Below are 20175 nucleotides of genomic sequence, written 5' to 3'. Positions count from 1 at the left end.
ATCTAGGGATTATCGGGCGCTGCGCCAAGCGCTTTACGATCAGCGACCTGGGGTTCTATGGGCGCATCGTAAAACGAAGGAGCGAACCGGCGATGAACGAGATGGTGACAATCGCGGAAGAGAACCTGATCGAGAGCGTCGCGGATGCTCTGCAGTATATCTCGTACTATCACCCGATGGACTACATCACCGCGCTGGGCGAGGCCTACGAAGCGGAGCAGGGCCCCGCTGCCAAGGACGCGATCGCGCAGATTCTGACCAACAGCCGGATGTGCGCGGAGGGGCATCGGCCGATCTGCCAGGACACGGGCATCGTCAACGTCTTCGTAAAGTGGGGGCAGGATTGTCGCCTCGGTTCGAATCGCAGCCTGCAGGACGTCATCGATGACGGTGTCCGCAAGGCGTATGCGCACCCCGAGAACAAGCTGCGCGCCTCGGTTCTTGCCGACCCTGCCTTCACCCGCCGCAATACCCGCGACAACACCCCGTGCGTGCTTTCGGTCGAGATGGTCCCGGGCAACACGGTCTCGATCGACGTCGCGGCGAAGGGCGGTGGCAGCGAGGCCAAGTCGAAATTCAAGATGATGAACCCGTCGGACAACATCGTCGACTGGGTGCTTGAGATGATCCCGCAGATGGGCGCAGGCTGGTGTCCGCCCGGAATGCTGGGCATCGGCATCGGTGGTACGGCGGAACATTGCGTAAAGCTCGCCAAGCAGTCGCTGATGGATCCGATCGACATGGGCCAGCTCAAGGCGCGCGGTGCGAAAACCGATCTCGAACAGCTGCGGATCGACATCTTCGATGCGGTCAACGCGACCGGCGTCGGCGCGCAGGGGCTGGGCGGCCTTTCGACCGTGCTTGACGTCAAGATCATGGATGCGCCGTGCCATGCCGCGAACAAGCCGATCGCGATGATCCCCAATTGCGCGGCGACCCGGCATGCGCATTTCACGCTCGACGGTTCGGGGCCGACCTACCTGCCGCAACCCGACCTGGATGCCTGGCCCAAGGTCCACTGGGCGCCCGATGCGAGCGCCAAGCGCGTCGATCTCGACAGCCTGACCCCCGAGGTGGTGCAGGGCTGGAAGGCGGGCGATCGCCTGCTGCTCTCTGGCTCGATGCTCACCGGGCGGGATGCCGCGCACAAGCGCATCCAGGACATGCTGGCCAAGGGCGAGCAGCTGCCCGTCGATTTCCGCGGCCGCGCAATCTACTATGTCGGCCCGGTCGATCCGGTGGTCGGCGAGGTCGTCGGCCCGGCCGGCCCCACCACCGCAACGCGGATGGACAAGTTCACCGACATGATGCTCGAACAGGGTCTGCTCGCGATGATCGGCAAGGCCGAGCGCGGGCAGGGTGCGGTCGACGTCATCGCCAGGCACAAGGTCGCTTACCTGATGGCGGTAGGCGGGGCGGCCTACCTCGTCAGTCGCGCGATCAAGGAAGCGAAAGTCGTCGGCTTCGAGGATCTCGGCATGGAGGCGATCTACGAATTCACGGTGAAGGACATGCCGGTTACGGTTGCGGTCGACAGCGCGGGCAACAACGTCCACACGCTCGCGCCCGCCGAATGGAAGCGGCGGATTGCCGATGAAGGGCTTCTGCAGGACGCCTGACCGGCTCGACCAACGGGTGATTCGCCTCGACCGCGGGGATGGCCGACGGGGCGCCGGAGCGGCTAGAAGGACCTGATGATCGTTTCCGACGAAACCAGCGAACGCGATGGCGTCGGCTTCCGGATCGTTTTCGGTTCGATGGTCGGTCTGTGGGCTACCTACTTCCTGCTCGCGACCCTGCGCGGCCTGCTGACCGGGCTCGACCTAACATCGGAAATCCTTCTCATCCGGCTGGCCGTTACCGGCTTCGGCATAGTGGTCACTCTGGGACTGTGGCTGGTCCTGCGCGCGATGTGGGCCAGCCCCCTGTGGCAGAAGGTTGCCGCCATCCTGATCGTTTCCATGCCGGGCGCCCTGCTGACCGCGCATTTCAACGTCCAGGCCTTCGCGCCGATCAACAAGCGCTTCATCGAGGCGGAGATCGACAAGACGTTCAGCGGCTCCGATGCCGGCGACATGCTGGACGAGACGGTTTCGGACGACGAGACCAGCCGTCTACGCGAGCTGGAACGTAAGACTCGCGAGGATCTCCAGAAGATCGACAGCCCCGATACGCTGGAATACTGGCGCTATGTCTCCGACGTGGCTCTCGGGCGGTATTTTCTCCTGCTGTCCTGGGGCGCCCTGTATCTCGCGCTGCTGGCCGGGGCGAAAGCTCGCGAAGCCGAGCGCAAGAGCGCGACCTTCCGGCAGGCCGCACGAGAGGCCGAACTTCGCTCGCTGCGTTACCAGGTCAATCCGCATTTCCTGTTCAACACGCTCAATTCGCTCTCGGCGCTGATCCTCACGGGCAAGAACGAGCGGGCGGAAGCGATGGTCGATTCGATTGCCAATTTCTATCGCCAGAGCCTCACCAGCGAGCCGACGGCGGACGTGACGCTGGACGAGGAATTCGCCCTGCAGCGGCATTACCTGGATATCGAGGCATTCCGCTTCCCGGACAGGCTGCGGGTCGCGATCAGCCTGCCGGACGACCTTGCCGCCGTTTTGGTGCCGGGGATGATTCTTCAGCCGCTGGTCGAAAACTCGGTCAAGTATGCCGTGGCGCAAAGCACTCGCCCCGTCACGATCGCCATCTCGGCGCGCGAGGAATACGGCCGTGTCGTGCTGAGCGTGGAGGACGACGGGCCGGCGGGCGCGGATGCGCAGCCGTCCGGTCACGGCATCGGCCTCAGCAATGTCCGGCAGCGGATAGAAGCGCGCTTCGGACGCGATGCCTCGATTGCGTCGGGGCCGACCGGCAGCGGTTATGCCACCCACATCCGCATTCCCCTGATGAAGGCTTCGCATGGTTGATCGTGAGGAAGTTCTGCGCACCCTGATCGTCGACGACGAGCCGCTGGCGGTCGAACGCCTGCAGGTCGTATGCGCCAAGATCGAAGGGGTCACGGTCGTCGGGACGGCCAACGACGGCGCGGGTGCCCTGCGGCTTATCGATGCGCTCGACCCGGACCTCGTCCTGCTCGACATGACGATGCCGGAAATGGATGGCCTGGCCGTCGCCAAGAAACTCAGCAGCCGCCCGTCGAGCCCGGCGGTCGTCTTCGTGACCGCCCATGATTCCTACGCCGTCGAGGCATTCGACCTCGATGCGGTCGATTACGTGCTCAAGCCGGTCAACGGGAAGCGCTTGGCCAGGGCCATCGAACGCGCCGAGGGCCGTCGCGGTACCCGGGTGCGCCGCGAGAGCGAATGGCTCGAGGAACTGTGGATTCCCCACAAGTCCGAACTTCTCAGGATAGAAACCGAACAGGTTTCCCGGATCGACGCCGAACGCGATTACGTGCGGCTGCACGTGGCGGATCGCAGCTATTTGCTGCTGCAAACCATCGCCGGGCTGGAAGAGAAACTCGACCCGGCCAAGTTCATCAGGATCCACCGTTCGACCATCCTGAGGCGCGATGCGATCCGCGGTCTGCGGCACGATGGCCTCGGGGTATGGATGGTCGAGCTCGACAATGACGAGGAACTGCGGATCGGGCGGACCTATCTGCCGAAGGTCAAGGCGATGGCCGGCCGCTGACGCCACCCGGCCGCTTCTTTTGCCTGCACACCCAGCCGCTCTTCGCGACACGAAAAGAACGGCCCGAGCCGGGGGACTGCTTCCGGCTCGGGCCTGAGGTGACGGGTGCATCGCACCCGCCGGTATCGCGTCCGGCTTGCGGTATTCAGCCGCCGAGACGTTCTTCCTTCATGATCTGCGCAACCCGGATCTTCGCTGCGGTCCGCGCCTGGCGAACGCACTGCTGTTCCGCGTTGGTCGAGCGAAGCTGGCCGTCTGCATCGAAGCGGCACACCTTGTAGGCTGCGCGATCGAGGCGCTGGCGCAGTTCGCTCTGGCCCTGGGCGGTATCGAGGTTGAGATCGGCGAAATAGACGCGTTCGGACGGCTGGGTCTCCGCAGAAGCGGGAACTGCCGATGCGACGGCTGCAATGGCGGCGAAGGCTGCAAGATAGGTTTTCATCGTTTCTCTCCAGATCGGGACCGGCCCGGCCGGTCGTTTCTGCAGTCCTCATGAGCTCTTGTTTACGTGGCACGGTGGGAGGGCGCATCCGCTGCTCGACGAGCGAATCGGCGATTGGACCGACGGCATGGCGACGCCGACGAACCGCAAGTTTCGGCGGACGAACAGCGCTGCGTGCGCAACACGATGTCGCTGATCTGTTATGTTCCGACGCATAATTGCCGGAAATCGCGTGATTCGGCGCGTAAGCGCAATCTGCAAGGGCTCCGGGAACACCTGCGCCATTTTTGCGCTCAATCACCATGGACAACCAGCAGACAGTCTGCCTCGTCGCGAACACGGCCAGCGGCAGCTACAGTCCCGAGGCGGTCGACGACCTCGCCACGGCCTTCCGCGGGGCGGGCTTCGACCTGTGCCGCTCGATCTGCTTTCCGGACGAGGACTTGCCGACCGCCGAAACGCTGGCCGGGTCCAACATCGACATTCTCGCCATCTTCACCGGCGACGGAACGGTGAACAGCTGCGTGACCGGCCTCTACGGCTGGAAAGGAAAGGTCCTCGTACTTCCCGGCGGCACGATGAACCTGCTCTCGCACCAGCTGCACGGCGAAGCGGAGCCGGCCGATATCGTCGCGCAGGTCGCTAGTGGCGGGGCGCGGGTCGTGCGGCGTAATGTGGCACGCTCCGCGCACGGCGATGCACTGGTCGGTCTCTCGGCGGGACCCGCTACGTCGTGGTACACCGTGCGCGAGGCCATGCGCGAGGCTGACATCCAGCAGATGGTCGACGAGGCGGGCGAGGCCTATGCCAAGACTGTCGGCGACGAAGCGCAGCTGTGCATCCGCGAGCCCGATGTGGGCGATCGCGAAGGCTACCCGCTGGTCGAGATCTGCCCGTGCGACGCCGGCTTGCGGCTGGTTGCCTACAACCCCAAAACGCTCGGCGACTATATTGCCCAGGGCTGGAAGATGCTGATCCGCCGTTTCCGCGAAGGCCCGCATGAAACACTTGGCACTTTCGACCGCCTGGTCCTTGCCGGAGCCACCGGAGCGCCCATCGAACTGTCGATCGACGGCGAGCCGACCCTGGGCGAACCGGTAGAGGAAGTCGTGCTGGCCGAAGCCGACGTCGATCTGCTAGCGACCGCCTGATGACCCAGTCCGGCACGGTGCTTTTCCACCTCAGCGATATTCATTTCGGCCTCGAGGACAATCGCGCGCTCGACTGGGTAAAGCAGGAGATCGCCGAGAAACGCCCTGCCGCCGTCGCGATAACGGGTGATCTCACGATGCGTGCGCGGCATCGCGAATTCGATGCGGCAACCCACTGGATCAATTCGCTCGATGCGCCGGTCACGGTCGAAATCGGCAACCACGACATGCCCTATTTCAACCCGATCGAACGGTTCTTCGATCCGTATCGACGGATCCGCGCGATAGAGGACAAGGTCGAGAAGGAAATCGACCTGCCCGGTCTCGCGATCGTGCCCCTAAAGACAGTTCGCCGGTGGCAGCCGCGGCTCAATTGGTCGAAAGGCTGGATCACCGACGAAGCGCTCGCCAGATGCCTGACCGCGATCGATGCCCTTCCCGAAGGCACCCGGGCACTGGTCACTGCGCATCACCCGCTGCGCGAAGTCGGCACCCAGGGTACGGCCCTGACCCGCCACGGCCAGAATGCGCTGGAAGAATTGTCGAAGCGCCCGGTTCTCGCGGTTCTCTCGGGCCACGTCCACGATGCCTTCGATATCATGGAGGAGACGGTTCACGGATCGGTCCGGATGATCGGAGCGGGCACGCTGTCGCAACGCGTGCGCTCGACGCCGCCCAGCTTCAACGAGATCCACTGGGATGGTGAGAAGCTGGAGGTGTGCGTACGCAATCTCGACAATGTCGATACCGCCGACATGCAGATCGTCGACGTGCCGGAAGACGCGATGCCGCCGCGCGTACCCGGCGAGCCGGTCGCCCCCGTCAACCAGGTGCCACGAACCGATCCGCCCGTACACTGACCTGATGCGGCGCTAACCGGATCGAAACCCTAAAACCGTATTAACCGGCTTTGGCTGCAATTGGGCAAGCCCGGTGGCCGATAAGGCGACCAGGAGACCGCACTAACGAGCCACGGGGGCGTCGTGATGGAATTTGTGAAAGCCGTGCCCCTCGGGGTGATCCTGACCTGGGTGATCGCGCTGATCATCGGTTCGACGGGCTCGACCGGTGGGCAGCTCGCAATTCATAACCTGCACATGGGCGATGCGACGATGCTGTGGTCCTGGCCGTTGTTCCTCGCGGGGACGGGTCTCGCCTGGGGATTGCTGGTCATGCAGCGCTGAACCGGCGCAACGCACTCCGGAATGAAAAAGGGCGGCCCCGCGAGGCCGCCCCTTTTCGTATCGGATGTAGAGTTCGGGAAGGCGCTTAGCGCTTCGAGAACTGGAAGCTGCGGCGAGCCTTCGCCCGGCCGTACTTTTTACGCTCGACCACGCGGCTGTCGCGGGTCAGGAAGCCTGCTGCCTTGACCGTGCCGCGAAGCGCCGGCTCGAACTTGGTGAGAGCCTGGCTGATGCCGTGCTTCACGGCCCCTGCCTGGCCCGAGAGACCGCCGCCGCGAACGGTGGCGATGACATCATACTGGCCCTGGCGCTCGGTGATCGAGAACGGCTGGTCGATGATCAGGCGCAGCGTCGGACGTGCGAAATACACTTCCTGGTCGCGGCCGTTGATCGTGATCTTGCCGGTGCCCGGCTTGATCCAAACGCGAGCCTTGGCATCCTTGCGGCGGCCAGTCGCGTAGGCGCGGCCATGCTGGTCCAGTTCCTGCTCGCGCAGCGGAACGTCGGCGGTCTGCGCGATATCTGCTGCGTCGGCTTCGGGGGCGTCGCCCGCGATGTCCTTGAGATCGGCGAGATCGGACACGGTGTTGTTTTCGTCAGCCATTATGCGGTGACCTTGTTCTTGCGGTTCATCGAAGCGACGTCGAGCACTTCGGGCTTCTGGCCGTCATGCGGGTGCTCGGTGCCGTTGTAGAGGTGAAGGGCCTTCATCTGCTGGCGACCAAGCGGGCCGCGCGGAATCATCCGCTCGACCGCCTTTTCGAGGACGCGCTCGGGGAAACGGCCGCCGAGCACCTTGGCCGGCGAGGTTTCCTTGATGCCGCCGGCGTAGCCGGTGTGCTTGTAATAGCGCTTGTCCTGCAGCTTCTTGCCGGTGAACCGCACCTTGTCCGCGTTGATGACGACGACATGGTCGCCGCAATCGACGTGGGGGGTGAAGCTCGGCTTGTGCTTGCCGCGCAGGTGATTGGCGATGATCGCGGCGAGACGACCGACGACGAGGCCGTCGGCGTCGATGATGTGCCACTTCTTTTCGACCTCGGCCGGCTTGATCGACCGGGTGATCTTGCTGAGAGCCTTCATGGGCTGATGTTCCGTTTCTGAATGTTCGCATCACGCCGGGGCGCGACAGAATCGCAATCCGGGCACGCCCGGTTCGCGAAGTGCGCGCCAATTGGCTGCGAAAGGCGATTCAGTCAAGCAAAACCGGGCGTCTGCGGAGAGGTAAAATAATACCGTGCGCAAATTGGTGCCGCCAGAACCGGCTCAGGCGAGCTCCCACAATTCGGCCGATTCCATGCTCTCGCCGCCGATACGGGTCGTCACCAGCCGCCTGCTGGTCCGGAGAAGTCCGGTGCCGCCATCCGCAGTGGCCGCGTAACGCATCTCCATTTCGCCGACGAGGCCATTGGCGAGATCCATCGTCCGGCGATCGGTGACCGGCTCGGTCGAGGGAAAGAACAGGTCCTGCGGGAACAGCGACATCAGCGAATTAGCAGCCTGACCCAGTTGGCCGACGAACATGCGCGCGGCACGCTGGTCGATCGCAGACGTGCCGGCCGAGGCGATGACCTCGCTTGCAGCGGAGGCCACCTGGTCCATGTCGAGCTTGCTCGCCCGGCCCTGTCCGTAGAGAATCAGGCCCTCGCCATCGAGGCGAATGGGAAAGCTTTCGGACACCGGCCTGTTCTTCTCGATGTTCGCCAGCGGAGCGAGTGGCAGGGGCACGTCGACCTCCACGCCGATCAGCTCCCCGGCAACCGTCCAGCCGTTCGTCTCGGGCACGAAGTCGATCGCCCACTTGCGCCGCACGACGATCTGCTTACCGTCGAAGAGCGTACGCTCGAGCCCGCGCGTCAGGATCCGGCGGCCCGTTGGCGGAGTGATCGCGCGGACGTCGCGGGCCGCAAGAGGGTGCGGCCGTGCAAGAGCAACCAGGCCCGCGATCGCGCCGGCCCCGGCAACTTCGAGAAACCGCCGTCTGCTTGCGCCCGCCATGTCAGCTTTGCTGCCCATGGCGGCGTGTTAATCAAACCCATGAGTCAATGCCAGCCGGGAATGCCGGGCGACCCGTTCGCCGCAGCCTATCTGACGCGCCCCAGGACATGCGCGCCCCAGGCTACGCTCGCCACGAGCAGCGCGCCGACAAATTGATGCGCGACGGCCAGCCACAGCGACATGCCGCTGAGGACCACCGCGATGCCGAGGAATATCTGTATTCCGAAAGTGGTGTGCACCGCCTTGGATGCCCGGCGTTCGAACGATCGCAGCCTCCGGGCGAAAGTGACCAGCACGGCAACCGCGACCCATGCCCACCAACGGTGCATGAAATGGATGAGGTAGGGATCGTGGGTCATGGCCCACAACAATCCGCGCGACTGGTCGAACTCGGGAATGAGCCTGCCCTGCATGAGCGGCCATGTGTCCGAAGCGTAGCCCGCGTTCAGACCGGCGACCCACGCACCCAGCAGCAGCTGGAGAAAGAGGACCAGCGCAACACCGAAGGTGAACAGGGTGATTCGTGCAGGGCGCGCGTCGGGAATGCTGTCCAGACGCAGCAGGTCGAGCGCAGTCCAGATCAGGCCGGCCAGCGTGAACAGCGCGGTGCAGAGGTGGATCGATAGCCAGAAATGACTCACATCGGTCATCGTGCCGTTGAGGCCGCTGCGAACCATGAACCAGCCGAACACGCCCTGCAGCGAGCCCAGCGCGAGCAGCGCGACCAGGCGCGGCGTGTAACCTTGGGGGATCTGCTTGCGGATCCAGAACCAGGCGAGCGGGAGTGCGAAGGCCAGGCCGATCGCCCGGCCGATCAGGCGGTGCAGCCACTCCCAGAAATAGATGAACTTGTAATCGGCCAGCGTCATTCCGGCCGGTCCGTTGACCTGCTGGAACTCCCCGATCTGGCGATACGCCGCGTATTCGGCTTGCCATTGCGCTTCGTTGAGCGGCGGAAGTACGCCCGTGACCGGTTTCCACTCTGTGATGGAGAGGCCCGATTCCGTCAGGCGCGTAATGCCGCCGACGGCGACGATCGCGACCACCATGACGGCGACGCAGAACAGCCAGATCGCCATCGCACGCGGGGCAGGCCTGGTGGCGACGGCGAAGTCGGTTGCGGATGCAGATCGAACGCTGCTTGTCATGCCCACTCCTGTGGTGATCCCGACACGGCTTCGCAAGTCAATTGCGACGACCGAGCGACAGCCCTTGAAGAATGTTACATCGTCACATAGATAAATGCCCGCATGCGTTTCACCCTGCACTCGATTCGCGACCGGATGGATCGCGCCGGCGTGGTCCTGTCCGGCCTGTGCGCGCTCCATTGCGTAGCCAGCCTGGTCATCCTTTCGGGTCTGGGCATCGGCGGCAGCTTCCTGCTCGCGCCTGTCATCCATGAAGTCGGGCTGGCGCTGGCCTGCGTGATCGCGGGCGTCGCGATCGGCTGGGGCGCGATCCGGCATCGCCGTGCAGCGCCCTTCGTCGTAGCGATGATGGGGCTTACCTTCATGGGCGGCGCACTGGCTTCTCCGCACGGCGCCCAGGAGGCAGTGCTGACGATCATCGGCGTCATCATGGTCTCGGTCGGGCACGTGTTGAACTTGCGCAGCGCGCATTGAACGCTATCTCGGCGCGCATGAGCGCGACCGACATCCAGACCATCACAGTGACCGTAAACGGCGAAAGCCGCCGCACGAGCGCGACGACCGTCGCCGATTTCGTGCGGGAGCTCGACCTCGCGCCGGAAAAGGTCGCGGTCGAACACAATGGCGCGATAGCCCCGCGATCGAGCCTTCAGTCAGTGCAGCTTCGCGACGGCGACGTGCTCGAGATCGTGCACTTCGTCGGCGGCGGCGATCACCAGGCAGTGCTGGATGACGACAGCTGGACCGTGGCTGGTCGCACCTTCCGGTCGCGGTTGATCGTCGGCACCGGCAAGTACAAGGATTTCGAACAGAACGCCGCCGCGCTGGAGGCATCGGGCGCGGAAATCGTGACGGTCGCCGTCCGCCGCGTGAACGTCTGCGATCCCAAGTCGCCGATGCTGACCGATTACATCGATCCCAAGAAGATCACCTACCTGCCCAATACGGCCGGATGCTTCACCGCCGACGAGGCCATCCGGACGCTGCGCCTGGCGCGCGAGGCGGGTGGCTGGGATCTCGTGAAGCTCGAGGTGCTGGGCGAGGCGAAAACCCTTTATCCCGACATGCGGGAAACGCTGAAGGCGACCGAGACGCTCGCGAACGAAGGTTTCCTGCCGATGGTCTATTGCGTCGACGACCCCATCGCAGCGAAGCAGCTGGAGGAAGCGGGTGCGGTTGCCGTGATGCCATTGGGTGCGCCGATCGGATCGGGTCTGGGAATCCAGAACCGCGTGACGATCCGCCTCATCAAGGAAGGCGCGAGCGTGCCCGTCCTCGTCGATGCCGGGGTCGGTACCGCAAGCGATGCGGCGGTCGCGATGGAGCTCGGCTGCGATGGCGTGCTCATGAACACCGCGATTGCCGAGGCGAAGGACCCCGTTCGCATGGCGCGCGCGATGAAGCTTGCCGTGGAAGCCGGACGCCATGCCTATCTGTCCGGCCGAATGGCGACCCGCAAGTATGCCGACCCGTCCAGCCCGCTCGCCGGATTAATTTGATCGTGGTTACCGCTCGTTAACCAAACTGCGGGAATGTGCCCTTGCAACATGGGGGCACAGACAATGGCTGTCACGAATACCGCTTCGATGACCATCGCCGAAATGCGCGAGTTCGCAGGCTTCGCGCCGTGCGAGCAGCGCTACATCCGACGCAGCCTGGATATCGGGCTGGGCCGGCAGGACGCTTTCAAACTATGGGCGCGCGATGCTGGCGAGAATGCCGCGATCCGTCGGCAGTACGTCGCCTACCAGGATCTCAAGGCGCTCCGCAGCACGATCCCTTCCGAGGGCAGCATCGACGGCATCGAGGGCTTTCTGGGCGCGCTGACCCGGATTGCCGCCTTCGATCTCGGGCAGGAACGGCTCGCCAGCTTCGCGGCCTTCCGGTTCCTCTACGAACGACTGCTTGGCGCGAGCGCCAGGCCATGGCTGCCGAGCGCGTTCTGCGCTGCCGCCGCGCTGCCGCAGATCCGGCCGGAGCGGCGCAAGATCCTTCTCCAGTCGCTGAGCGAGGCCGCGGCGACTGCGCCCGGGTGGTCGACCCAGGCACCCAGCTTCTACCCGGAATTCATCGAGGCGGAGGCCGCCTAGCCGCGCTCAGTGCCGGTACAGGCCGTCGAGCCTGTCCTGGTAGCGATCGCGGATCTTGTGACGGCGGATCTTCATGCTCGGCGTCATTTCCTCGTTCTCGATCGTGAACCCTTCGTCGGCAAAGGTGAACTGGCGGATCTTCTCGATCACCGAGAGGTCCTTGTTCACCCGATCGATCGCATCGCGGATCGCTGTCCTAAAGGCGGGCAGATCCTGCAAGGCGGCGAGATCGAACTTCTCGCCGTTCGCCTTCGCCCATTCCAGCGCCCACTCCGCATCGGGCACGATCAGGCCGACGATGTAGGGCCGCTTGTCGCCGCTGACCATCGCCTGCGCGATCTCCGGCTGCAGCGTCAGCATGCCTTCCAGCTTCTGCGGCGCGACGTTGTCGCCCTTGTCGTTGACGATCATGTCCTTCTTGCGATCGGTGATCACGATCCTTCCGCGATCGTCGATGTGTCCGATATCGCCGGTGTGCAGCCAGCCATCCTGCAGTGCGCGCCGGGTCTCGGCATCGTTCTGCCAGTAGCCGTGCATGACCAGCTCGCCGCGGCAGAGGATTTCGCCATCCTCCGCGATCCGCAGCTCGACCCCGCGCATGGCCGGGCCGACGGTGTGCATGGCAATGCCGGCGGCCGGGCGATTGCAGCTGATGACCGGGCCGGCCTCGGTCTGGCCATAGCCCTGGAGCATCGTCAGCCCCATCGATTCGAAGAAGATGCCGACATCGGGATTGAGCGGCGCGCCGCCCGAAACCATCGCCTTGATCCTACCGCCGAACTTCTGGCGGATCTTGGGCCGGAGCAACTTGCCGATGACGAAATCGACCGGCTTGTCGCGCAGCCGTGCCTTACCGGCCGCCTTGCGCTCGCCGATCTCCAGCGCCTTGTCCATCAGCGTCTTGGCTGCGCCGCCCTGCTTCTCGATCTGCTTCATGATGCGCGTCCGCAGCACTTCGAAAAGGCGCGGGACCACGACCATGATGGTCGGACTGGTTTCCTCGATGTTGCTCGCGAGCTTTTCCAGCCCTTCGGAGTAGTAGATCTGCGCGCCGACCGCGATCGGCAGGAACTGGCCGCCCGAATGCTCGTAGGCGTGGCTCAGCGGCAGGAAGGACAGGAACCGCTCGTCCTTGCTGATGCCGAAGTCCTCGATCAGGATTTCGGCCGCGCCCGCGACATTGCACAGGATCGCCCCGTGATGCTGCATGACGCCGCGCGGAGCTCCGCCCGTACCGCTGGTGTAGATGATGCAGGCGGTCGTCTTGCGGTCGATGCCTGCAAGCCGCGTCTCAACGGCGCTGCGCGCAGCGACCGGATCGCCTTCCATCATCGACGACCAGCTGTGGCATTCCAGGTTTCCGCCTTGGTACCCGCGCACCTCGTCGATCGGGATGATGTGCTCGACGATACCGGTACGAAAGATCGCCGGGATCAGCGGCTGGGCCAGCTTGTCGGTCGAGACGATCACGGCCTTCGCGCCCGAGTTGTCGAGGATATGTGCGTGATCGCGCTCGGTATTGGTGGTGTAGGCGGGCACGGTGATGCAGCCTGCGGCCATGATGCCGAGATCGGCGATGCACCATTCGGGCCGGTTTTCGCTGACGAGGCAGACCCGGTCGCCGTCGCCCAGCCCCAGCTTGCGCAGGTTTTCCGCGAAAACGCAGACCTGGTTGGCGACTTCGCCCCATGTCCTCGTGCGCCACTCGCCCTCGTGCTTCGCCCCCAGGAAGGGGCTGTCCCTGCGTTCGTCGGCTCGCTTGAAGAACAGCTCGACGAGATTCCTGGCCGAATCGATATCGTTCAGCAAATTGGCGCTCCTGCTCCCAATGCGACCCGCCGCTTTCCGGCGTCTGTGCGCGGCTCTAGGCTCCACGAACCGTAGCGGCAAGTGTCAGGGGGTGTAGCCCAGCATCCCGAGCAGACGCGGATCGCGCGCGCTCTCCCACCCGGCTTCGGTGCGCAGGACCGCGCCGCCCTTGACCGGTGCGGGCCGCACGCTGACCTCGGCATGGCCGAGCGCCTTGAAGGCGGCCACGGCGTCGGCCATCCAGGTGCCTTCCTCGAGCATGATCGCATTGCCGAAAGCCATGGTGAACGGGAGGCCGATCGATTCTTCTGCCGGTAGCCCGAAGTCGATCGCGCCGATGATGCTGCGCGCCGTCTGGACCGGAATGGTCGGTCCACCCGCCGCTCCGACTGCCATGAAGGGACGGCCCTGCGGGTCCCACACGACGGTCGGCGACATCGAACTGCGCGGGCGCTTGTTCGCTTCCACCCGGTTGGCGACGAGGCGTCCGTCGACGACAGGCGCGCGGCTGAAGTCGGTCAGCTCGTTGTTGAGGAAGAAGCCGCCCGCGACGAGGCCCGAGCCGAACGAGCCTTCGATGGTCGAGGTATAGCTCACCATCGTCCCGTCGCTGTCGACGACCGCGAAATGTGACGTGCCGTGTTCTTCGGGCTCGTCACCGTCGGCGAGCGCGCTCGGCGCTCCGGCCGGCGTTCCGGCGCGGACGGCCTGCATGGTCGTATCGGGCGAGATCAGCGCGCTGCGCTTCGCAAGGTAAGAGGGATCGATCAGCCCGGCGACGGGCACTTTCACGAAATCGCTATCGGCCAGGTACAGTTCGCGATCGGCATAGGCGAGCCGCTGCGATTCGAGGAACAGGTGCCAGGTCACCGGGTTTTCCGCCCCCAGCGCCGCGAGATCGAAGCGCTCGAGCTGGCCGAGCATCTGGATGACTGCGACACCGCCCGAAGTCGGCGGGCCCATCGAACAGATGCGGTAGGCGCGGTACATGCCGCAGACCCCGTCGCGCTCGATCGCGCGATAGGCGGCGACATCGGCCTCGGTCATCGCGCCGGGGCGCGGTGTATCGGCGGCCACGGTCGCGGCGATTTCGCGCGCGAGCGGCCCCGAATAGAATGCGGAAGGCCCGGCCTTGGCGATCGCGTCGAAGGTCTGCGCCAGGCGCTCGTTCTTCACCATCGAGCCTGCCGGGAGGGGTTCGCCTGCCGCGTCGTAGAACATCTTGCGCCCGGCCGCGCTGAAACCGGCGCGGTTCTCGGCATCGTCGAGTGTTGCATTCAGGCGCTTGTTGATCTCGAAACCGTCGCGCGCGAGGGCGATCGCCGGTTCGAACAGTTTCGCCCACGGCAGCTTGCCGTGATCGGCATGGGCCTTGGCCGCCAGCGCGATGTTGCCGGGTACGCCGACCGACAATCCGCTGCGGACCGATTCCATGAAGGGCGGCACCTTGCCTTCCGCATCGAGGAACCACTCGGGCGTGGCGCCGGACGGTGCCTTTTCCCGCCCGTCGATCGTCTCGATCGCGCCATCGGCGCTGCCGCGCACGTAGAAGCCGCCGCCCCCGATGCCGGAACTTTGCGGCTCGACAACCGTGAGCGCCAGCATCACCGCTATCGCCGCATCGGTCGAGCTGCCGCCGGCCATCAGCATGGCCTCGCCCGCTTCCTGCGCCCGAGGATCGGCGGCGCTGACTGCGCCGAGCTGCTTGGCGGGGCCGGTGGTGCCGACGGCGTCTGCCTGGGTGGCGGGATAAGTCGCGCAGGCGCCAAGTGCGAGTGCGGCGAGCGATGCTATCGTCTGGCGTATCATGGCAGCGACGCTATTCGCTTCCGATGGCTTCGGCAATCGAGGAAAATCCGTCGCGGCGCATCAGGCGTTCCAATCCGCTGGCGATGCGCCGAGCGAGGCCCGGCCCTTCGTAGACCATGGCGCTGTAGAGCTGCACGAGGCTCGCGCCTGCCCGTATGCGCTCCCACGCATCCTCGGCGCTGGCGATGCCGCCGACGCCGACCAGCGGAAGTCGCCCGCCAGTGGCCTTGCGAAAGTCGCGCAACCGCTCGAGCGCCAGCGGTTTGAGCGGCGCTCCCGACAGGCCGCCGGTCTCGTCGCGATGGACCGAGCCGAGTGCGGGCCGCGCGATCGTGGTGTTGGAAACGATGAGCGCCGCCAGATGCCTGTCCAGCGCGATCCTGGCGATCGCGTCGATATCGCCGGGCTGCAGGTCGGGCGCGACCTTGAGGAAGATCGGCACCGCGCTGGCCCCCTTGGCCTCGATGACCGCATCGAGCAGCGCAGTGAGCGATGCCTCGTCCTGCAAGGCGCGAAGCCCCGGCGTATTGGGGCTCGAGATGTTGACCGTGAGATAATCGGCGAGCGGGGCCATCAGCCGCGCCATGGTCGCGTAATCGGCGATTCTGTCTTCGGAATCCTTGTTCGCGCCGATATTGATCCCGACGATGCCGCCCCGGCCGTGACGCCGGGCCAGCCGCGCGGCAGCCGCCTCGCCGCCTTCGTTGTTGAAACCCATGCGATTTATGACCGCCCGGTCCTCGACCAGCCGGAACAGGCGCGGGCGGGGATTTCCGGCCTGGGGCAGGGGGGTGATCGAGCCGACTTCGACATGGCCGAAGCCGAGGCCGAGCATGGTGTCGGGCACTTCGGCATTCTTGTCGAAGCCTGCGGCGAGGCCGATCGGGTTCGCGAACCGGAGGCCGGCGAGTTCTACCGCCAGCGGCCCGGGTTCCGGCGGATTTCCCGCGGGCAGCGCCTTGAGCCCGGCGACCGTCAGGCCATGGGCGGTTTCTGGATCGAGTGCGAACACGGGCGCGCGGAGAAGTTTGAAGAGCATCGTTCCGGCCTATGGCAAGCACGGCCTACCGTGTCGATTCCATACAATCTCCGAATCACCGTTGGCCGTAAAGAGCCCCTGCGACCCGAAGGGCTCGAGGCATTCAGCAACGAGTTCCTCTACTTCAAGGGGCGGCTTATCCCTAACCGGATGGCCGCCCTTTTTTTGTTCGACTTTCCGGCGACTTGTGGCAAGGGCGGCGGCCATGGTCGCCAAAGGGGCACATTCGGGGTCGCATCCGGATGATGAGAATCTCTCCGGAGATTCCGCTGCGCTCACCCCTGCGAGCGAAATCGTGCTCGAATATATCGAGCCGCCCGAAGCTCTCCGCCCGTTCGTCACGACCTTCTTCTACTTCCGCTGCGACGAGCAGGACATTCGCGATATCCAGCCTGCCGCGGTCGGATCGCTGATGGTCTACATGCACGGCAAGGGGGTCATGCATTTCGACAAGCATTCGGATCGTTCGTACCCGGTCTCGCTGCTCGCACCCCTGACTTACGCCGCCCCGTTCGAGGTCGAAGGACCATTCCATTGCATCGGCGCCTCGCTGTCCCCGCTGGGCTGGGCCGCGCTGACCGGCATGCCGGCCAACACCGCCCGCGACAGGCTCTACGATGCCGGCGCGATCCTCGGCGAGGAAATGATCGAGCTGTGCGCCAGGCTGCGGGCCGACTATGTCGACGAAAAGCGCGATCCGGCTGCCCTGTGTGGCGAACTCGCAGGGCATATCGCCTCGAAGTTCAAGCCCGTGAACCCGCGGCACATGGCGCTCATGGGCGAGGTCTCCGGCTGGATGTCGTCGAGCTACAATCCCGACATCGCCGAACTCGCCGAACGCACCGGCTATTCCATCCGACAGGTCCAGCGGCTGGTCGAGCGCTATTTCGGCGTTTCGCCCAAGCTGTTGATCCGCAAGTATCGCGCGCTGCGCGTGGTCGCCCTGCTGCAGGACCCTTCGACGACCGACGAACAGGTCGCCGACCTGCTCAACCAGTTCTACGACCAGTCGCACCTGATTCGCGAGGTCAGGCTGTTTGCCGGGCGCACGCCCGCGCGGCTCGGCGATTCGGAGAGTCCGATCCTCTCCAAACTGCTCGACGTGAGGAATTTCCGCGAGATCAAGCCGAATGTCGCTCCCCTGCCCGACGAGTGAGTCGAAAGCCGTGCTGCTAATGACTCGCAACAAGGGCATTTCGGTTGAAATGGCGGTTTTCCGCCACTAACTCGCCAATCGGAACAATTTGGTCCGATTAGTCATGCGCCTGTCCAACCTAGCCGATTACGCCGTCGTCACGATGTGCGCCGCGTCCCGCCATTGCGGCGGGGAGCGGACCAGTGCGACCGAACTCGCGGCAGAGACCGGCCTGCCCTTGCCGACGGTCCAGAAGCTGGTCAGCGTCCTGTCGCGGGCCGGGTTGCTGCGCTCGACACGCGGGGCAGGCGGCGGCTTGCAACTCGCGCGCCCGGCAGCCGCGATAAGTGTCGCGGACATCGTCGAGGCAGTCGAAGGGCCGATCGCGCTTACCGCCTGCGTCGAGGGGGTCGAGTGTTCGGTCGAGCATGAATGCTCGGTCAAGCCGCATTGGCCGATCGTAAACGATGCATTGCGCGGAGCGCTGGCGGCCATCCCGCTGACGCGGCTGGCGCGAATGGAAGAAATGGCATGAACGAAGACATCGATATCCAGGCCAAGCCGGAAATGGACGCCGAAGCCCGTGAAGCCGCCGAGAAGGTCGCCGATTACGAGCACGGCTGGTCGTCGGACATCGAAACCGAATTCGCCGAGAAGGGGCTGACGGAAGATACCGTCCGCTTCATCTCCGCCAAGAAGAACGAGCCCGAATGGATGCTCGACTGGCGCCTCAAGGCTTTCCGCATGTGGCAGGAGATGGAAGAGCCGGACTGGGCGAAGCTCGGCTATCCGAAGATCGACTACCAGAACGCCTATTATTACGCCGCGCCCAAGAAGAAGCCGGAACTGGAATCGCTCGACGAGCTCGATCCGGAGATCAAGCGCGTCTACGACAAGCTAGGCATCCCGCTGGGCGAACAGGAAGTGCTCGCCGGGGTGAAGGGCGCCCGCAAGGTCGCGGTCGATGCCGTCTTTGACAGCGTGAGCGTGGCCACCAGCTTCCGCGAGGAATTGAAGCGCGCGGGCGTCATCTTTCTCTCGATCAGCGAGGCGATCCGCGAATATCCCGAGCTCGTGAAAAAGTGGCTCGGCAAGGTCGTGCCGCAGCGCGACAACTATTTCGCCACGTTGAACTGCGCGGTCTTTTCGGACGGCACCTTCGTCTACGTGCCCGAAGGCGTGCGCTGCCCGATGGAGCTTTCCACCTATTTCCGCATCAATGCGGAGAATACCGGCCAGTTCGAACGCACGCTGATCGTCGCCGAGAAGGGCAGCTACGTCAGCTATCTCGAAGGCTGCACCGCGCCGATGCGCGACGAGAACCAGCTCCACGCCGCGGTGGTCGAACTGGTCGCGATGGAAGACGCCGAGATCAAGTACTCGACCGTCCAGAACTGGTATCCGGGCGACGAGAACGGCAAGGGCGGCATCTACAATTTCGTCACCAAGCGCGCGCTGTGCCAGGGCGACCGGAGCAAGGTCAGCTGGACGCAGGTCGAGACGGGCTCCGCGGTGACGTGGAAGTATCCCAGCTGCGTGCTCAACGGCGAAGACAGCGTGGGCGAGTTCTACTCGGTCGCGGTGACCAACAATTACCAGCAGGCCGATACCGGCACCAAGATGATCCACAACGGCAAGGGCAGCCGCTCGACCATCATCTCCAAGGGCATTTCGGCAGGCCACAGCAACAATACCTATCGCGGGCTGGTGCGCGTAGCCGCCAATGCCGACGGCGTGCGCAACCGCACCGAATGCGATTCGCTGCTGATCGGCGACCAGTGCGGAGCGCATACCGTGCCCTATATCGAGGTGAAGAACCCCGGCGCGCAGATCGAGCACGAGGCTACCACCAGCAAGATTTCCGACGACCAGCTGTTCTACGCCATGCAGCGCGGGCTGGACGAGGAGGAGGCGATGGCGCTGATCGTCAACGGCTTCGCGAAAGAGGTGCTGAAAGAGCTGCCGATGGAATTTGCCGTCGAAGCGCAGAAGCTTCTGGCTATCAGCCTTGAAGGATCGGTCGGATGAGCGAGAAGAAAACCCTCAAGCTCAAGGATCCATCCGAGACCGCCGACGAAGCCCCTTCGATCAAGAAGAAGGGCCGCGGTTGGGAAATCAGCGAGTCCCGCCTCGATGCGCTGCACGAGCGTGCGCGCGACATGCGGCGGCACTCGACCGAGGCGCACAAGGCGCTCGCCGAGAAATTCGCCAAGGCCGATCTCGGCCGGCACAAGTTCACCCGCCACATGGTCATCGGCAGCGCGATCGTCGACTTCGGCTGTCACAGCCTCGGCATGGCGATCGACATCGACGAGGAAGGCGAGAACGAAGCGCTCGCCAAGCGGCGCGACAAGAGCCTCGAGGCCGTCGGCATCCGCGTGATGCGGATCAAGGCGTCCGACATCCTCACCGACATGGACGCCGTGCTCGCGCGGATCACTGCAGGGATGCGAATGCGCATCGGCGACAAGCAGGAAGCGCGGCGCAGGCATCACCAGAATTCCAAACCGTCCAAGGGGGGACACCATGCTTAGCGGATTCCTGGCCGACCCGACGACCGTACTGGTCGGCTTCTTCCTGTGCTGCGCGATCTCGGTCGCTTCGCTGCTTAAGTCGCTGAAGCACGGCGGATCGAGCTTCGGCATCTTCGTCGCGCTGGTGTTCGCCGGGATCGCCGCATTCCTCGTCCCCCAGGTCGCCGACATTCTTTACGAGATCAACGAGTAAC

22 protein-coding genes are annotated in these 20175 nt (G+C 64.6%); 14 read left to right on the top strand and 8 right to left on the bottom strand.

Annotated elements, in window-relative coordinates:
• Positions 1-92: 92 nt before the first annotated feature.
• From GRI48_RS08360 to GRI48_RS08350, 3 genes are all read left to right on the top strand, one after another.
• The gene (locus tag GRI48_RS08360) at positions 93-1619 is read left to right on the top strand and encodes a fumarate hydratase (RefSeq protein ID WP_160673958.1); all 1527 of its coding nucleotides are present in this window, start codon (positions 93-95) and stop codon (positions 1617-1619) included.
• Positions 1620-1694: 75 nt separating this feature from the next.
• A complete protein-coding gene (locus GRI48_RS08355; protein ID WP_160673955.1) occupies positions 1695-2915 on the top strand; it encodes a sensor histidine kinase in 1221 nt (406 codons plus the stop codon).
• Complete coding sequence (locus GRI48_RS08350; protein ID WP_160673952.1) at positions 2908-3642, top strand: LytR/AlgR family response regulator transcription factor; 735 nt, start codon at positions 2908-2910, stop codon at positions 3640-3642. Before GRI48_RS08355 ends, GRI48_RS08350 begins: the two co-directional genes overlap by 8 nt.
• Positions 3643-3787: 145 nt before the next feature.
• On the opposite strand, the gene GRI48_RS08345 is transcribed toward GRI48_RS08350, so the two are convergent.
• On the bottom strand, positions 3788-4084 hold the full coding sequence (locus GRI48_RS08345; RefSeq protein ID WP_160673949.1) for a UrcA family protein: 297 nt from the start codon (positions 4082-4084) through the stop codon (positions 3788-3790).
• A gap of 302 nt (positions 4085-4386) precedes the next feature.
• On the opposite strand from GRI48_RS08345, the gene GRI48_RS08340 reads away from it, so the two are divergent.
• The 3 genes from GRI48_RS08340 to GRI48_RS08330 all read left to right on the top strand — a co-directional run bounded on the left by GRI48_RS08340 (position 4387) and on the right by GRI48_RS08330 (position 6419).
• Positions 4387-5235, top strand: a complete 849-nt coding sequence (locus tag GRI48_RS08340) for a diacylglycerol kinase family protein (RefSeq protein WP_160673946.1) — start codon at positions 4387-4389, stop codon at positions 5233-5235.
• Entirely contained in the window at positions 5235-6095 is an 861-nt protein-coding gene (locus GRI48_RS08335; protein WP_160673943.1) for a metallophosphoesterase family protein, read from the top strand. The genes GRI48_RS08340 and GRI48_RS08335 overlap by 1 nt, the downstream gene beginning before the upstream one ends.
• 126 nt (positions 6096-6221) lie before the next feature.
• Positions 6222-6419 (top strand): hypothetical protein, encoded by a 198-nt coding sequence (locus GRI48_RS08330; protein WP_160673940.1) that lies wholly within the window; start codon positions 6222-6224, stop codon positions 6417-6419.
• Positions 6420-6504: 85 nt separating this feature from the next.
• Here the strand turns inward: GRI48_RS08330 and rpsI are convergent, their stop codons facing one another.
• From rpsI to GRI48_RS08310, 4 genes are all read right to left on the bottom strand, one after another.
• Positions 6505-7023 carry a 30S ribosomal protein S9 gene (rpsI, locus tag GRI48_RS08325; protein WP_160673937.1) on the bottom strand — a complete coding sequence of 173 codons (519 nt, stop codon included), beginning with the start codon at positions 7021-7023 and terminating at the stop codon, positions 6505-6507.
• A complete protein-coding gene (gene rplM, locus GRI48_RS08320) occupies positions 7023-7502 on the bottom strand; it encodes a 50S ribosomal protein L13 (RefSeq protein WP_160673934.1) in 480 nt (159 codons plus the stop codon). Before rplM ends, rpsI begins: the two co-directional genes overlap by 1 nt.
• Positions 7503-7685: 183 nt before the next feature.
• The gene (locus tag GRI48_RS08315) at positions 7686-8435 is read right to left on the bottom strand and encodes a hypothetical protein (protein ID WP_160673931.1); all 750 of its coding nucleotides are present in this window, start codon (positions 8433-8435) and stop codon (positions 7686-7688) included.
• 68 nt (positions 8436-8503) lie between these two features.
• On the bottom strand, positions 8504-9565 hold the full coding sequence (locus GRI48_RS08310) for a COX15/CtaA family protein (RefSeq protein WP_160673928.1): 1062 nt from the start codon (positions 9563-9565) through the stop codon (positions 8504-8506).
• Between the two features lie 102 nt (positions 9566-9667).
• On the opposite strand from GRI48_RS08310, the gene GRI48_RS08305 reads away from it, so the two are divergent.
• The 3 genes from GRI48_RS08305 to GRI48_RS08295 all read left to right on the top strand — a co-directional run bounded on the left by GRI48_RS08305 (position 9668) and on the right by GRI48_RS08295 (position 11655).
• Complete coding sequence (locus tag GRI48_RS08305) at positions 9668-10039, top strand: MerC domain-containing protein (RefSeq protein ID WP_160673925.1); 372 nt, start codon at positions 9668-9670, stop codon at positions 10037-10039.
• A gap of 17 nt (positions 10040-10056) precedes the next feature.
• On the top strand, positions 10057-11064 hold the full coding sequence (gene thiS, locus GRI48_RS08300; RefSeq protein ID WP_160673922.1) for a sulfur carrier protein ThiS: 1008 nt from the start codon (positions 10057-10059) through the stop codon (positions 11062-11064).
• Between the two features lie 63 nt (positions 11065-11127).
• Positions 11128-11655 (top strand): hypothetical protein, encoded by a 528-nt coding sequence (locus GRI48_RS08295; protein WP_160675572.1) that lies wholly within the window; start codon positions 11128-11130, stop codon positions 11653-11655.
• Between the two features lie 6 nt (positions 11656-11661).
• On the opposite strand, the gene GRI48_RS08290 is transcribed toward GRI48_RS08295, so the two are convergent.
• From GRI48_RS08290 to GRI48_RS08280, 3 genes are all read right to left on the bottom strand, one after another.
• On the bottom strand, positions 11662-13464 hold the full coding sequence (locus GRI48_RS08290) for an AMP-dependent synthetase/ligase (RefSeq protein WP_160673919.1): 1803 nt from the start codon (positions 13462-13464) through the stop codon (positions 11662-11664).
• An 84-nt stretch (positions 13465-13548) separates the two neighbouring features.
• On the bottom strand, positions 13549-15273 hold the full coding sequence (ggt, locus tag GRI48_RS08285) for a gamma-glutamyltransferase (protein ID WP_160673916.1): 1725 nt from the start codon (positions 15271-15273) through the stop codon (positions 13549-13551).
• 10 nt (positions 15274-15283) lie between these two features.
• Positions 15284-16312 carry a quinone-dependent dihydroorotate dehydrogenase gene (locus GRI48_RS08280; protein WP_160673913.1) on the bottom strand — a complete coding sequence of 343 codons (1029 nt, stop codon included), beginning with the start codon at positions 16310-16312 and terminating at the stop codon, positions 15284-15286.
• A 205-nt stretch (positions 16313-16517) separates the two neighbouring features.
• Here GRI48_RS08280 and GRI48_RS08275 point away from each other — a divergent pair, with 205 nt between their 5' ends.
• The 5 genes from GRI48_RS08275 to GRI48_RS08255 all read left to right on the top strand — a co-directional run bounded on the left by GRI48_RS08275 (position 16518) and on the right by GRI48_RS08255 (position 20174).
• Positions 16518-17468 (top strand): AraC family transcriptional regulator, encoded by a 951-nt coding sequence (locus GRI48_RS08275; protein ID WP_160673910.1) that lies wholly within the window; start codon positions 16518-16520, stop codon positions 17466-17468.
• A gap of 103 nt (positions 17469-17571) precedes the next feature.
• A complete protein-coding gene (locus tag GRI48_RS08270; protein WP_160673907.1) occupies positions 17572-17982 on the top strand; it encodes an SUF system Fe-S cluster assembly regulator in 411 nt (136 codons plus the stop codon).
• Complete coding sequence (gene sufB / locus GRI48_RS08265) at positions 17979-19475, top strand: Fe-S cluster assembly protein SufB (protein ID WP_160673904.1); 1497 nt, start codon at positions 17979-17981, stop codon at positions 19473-19475. Before GRI48_RS08270 ends, sufB begins: the two co-directional genes overlap by 4 nt.
• Positions 19472-19981, top strand: coding sequence for an endonuclease domain-containing protein (locus GRI48_RS08260; protein WP_160673901.1), 510 nt, complete (start codon positions 19472-19474; stop codon positions 19979-19981). The genes sufB and GRI48_RS08260 overlap by 4 nt, the downstream gene beginning before the upstream one ends.
• Positions 19974-20174: a hypothetical protein gene (locus tag GRI48_RS08255; RefSeq protein ID WP_160673898.1), complete on the top strand. Its 201-nt coding sequence runs from the start codon at positions 19974-19976 to the stop codon at positions 20172-20174. The genes GRI48_RS08260 and GRI48_RS08255 overlap by 8 nt, the downstream gene beginning before the upstream one ends.
• The last annotated feature ends 1 nt before the right edge of the window (position 20175 follow it).

Source organism: Qipengyuania oceanensis (genome assembly GCF_009827535.1).
GTDB lineage: Bacteria > Pseudomonadota > Alphaproteobacteria > Sphingomonadales > Sphingomonadaceae > Qipengyuania_C > Qipengyuania_C oceanensis.
The sequence above is the reverse complement of the archived record's forward strand: the minus strand, read 5'-3'. Positions and strand labels throughout refer to the sequence as shown.

What these genes read in the sequence shown, in the direction of transcription:
- GRI48_RS08275 (WP_160673910.1), top strand. Translation starts at nt 16,518, where the DNA reads ATGGTCGCCAAAGGGGCACATTCGGGGTCGCATCCGGATGATGAGAAT.
- GRI48_RS08355 (WP_160673955.1), top strand. Translation starts at nt 1,695, where the DNA reads ATGATCGTTTCCGACGAAACCAGCGAACGCGATGGCGTCGGCTTCCGG.
- GRI48_RS08270 (WP_160673907.1), top strand. Translation starts at nt 17,572, where the DNA reads ATGCGCCTGTCCAACCTAGCCGATTACGCCGTCGTCACGATGTGCGCC.
- GRI48_RS08335 (WP_160673943.1), top strand. Translation starts at nt 5,235, where the DNA reads ATGACCCAGTCCGGCACGGTGCTTTTCCACCTCAGCGATATTCATTTC.
- GRI48_RS08280 (WP_160673913.1), bottom strand. Translation starts at nt 16,312, where the DNA reads ATGCTCTTCAAACTTCTCCGCGCGCCCGTGTTCGCACTCGATCCAGAA.
- GRI48_RS08305 (WP_160673925.1), top strand. Translation starts at nt 9,668, where the DNA reads ATGCGTTTCACCCTGCACTCGATTCGCGACCGGATGGATCGCGCCGGC.
- GRI48_RS08340 (WP_160673946.1), top strand. Translation starts at nt 4,387, where the DNA reads ATGGACAACCAGCAGACAGTCTGCCTCGTCGCGAACACGGCCAGCGGC.
- GRI48_RS08330 (WP_160673940.1), top strand. Translation starts at nt 6,222, where the DNA reads ATGGAATTTGTGAAAGCCGTGCCCCTCGGGGTGATCCTGACCTGGGTG.
- rpsI (WP_160673937.1), bottom strand. Translation starts at nt 7,023, where the DNA reads ATGGCTGACGAAAACAACACCGTGTCCGATCTCGCCGATCTCAAGGAC.
- GRI48_RS08255 (WP_160673898.1), top strand. Translation starts at nt 19,974, where the DNA reads ATGCTTAGCGGATTCCTGGCCGACCCGACGACCGTACTGGTCGGCTTC.
- thiS (WP_160673922.1), top strand. Translation starts at nt 10,057, where the DNA reads ATGAGCGCGACCGACATCCAGACCATCACAGTGACCGTAAACGGCGAA.
- GRI48_RS08295 (WP_160675572.1), top strand. Translation starts at nt 11,128, where the DNA reads ATGGCTGTCACGAATACCGCTTCGATGACCATCGCCGAAATGCGCGAG.
- ggt (WP_160673916.1), bottom strand. Translation starts at nt 15,273, where the DNA reads ATGATACGCCAGACGATAGCATCGCTCGCCGCACTCGCACTTGGCGCC.
- GRI48_RS08260 (WP_160673901.1), top strand. Translation starts at nt 19,472, where the DNA reads ATGAGCGAGAAGAAAACCCTCAAGCTCAAGGATCCATCCGAGACCGCC.
- GRI48_RS08350 (WP_160673952.1), top strand. Translation starts at nt 2,908, where the DNA reads ATGGTTGATCGTGAGGAAGTTCTGCGCACCCTGATCGTCGACGACGAG.
- GRI48_RS08310 (WP_160673928.1), bottom strand. Translation starts at nt 9,565, where the DNA reads ATGACAAGCAGCGTTCGATCTGCATCCGCAACCGACTTCGCCGTCGCC.
- GRI48_RS08315 (WP_160673931.1), bottom strand. Translation starts at nt 8,435, where the DNA reads ATGGGCAGCAAAGCTGACATGGCGGGCGCAAGCAGACGGCGGTTTCTC.
- GRI48_RS08360 (WP_160673958.1), top strand. Translation starts at nt 93, where the DNA reads ATGAACGAGATGGTGACAATCGCGGAAGAGAACCTGATCGAGAGCGTC.
- GRI48_RS08345 (WP_160673949.1), bottom strand. Translation starts at nt 4,084, where the DNA reads ATGAAAACCTATCTTGCAGCCTTCGCCGCCATTGCAGCCGTCGCATCG.
- rplM (WP_160673934.1), bottom strand. Translation starts at nt 7,502, where the DNA reads ATGAAGGCTCTCAGCAAGATCACCCGGTCGATCAAGCCGGCCGAGGTC.
- sufB (WP_160673904.1), top strand. Translation starts at nt 17,979, where the DNA reads ATGAACGAAGACATCGATATCCAGGCCAAGCCGGAAATGGACGCCGAA.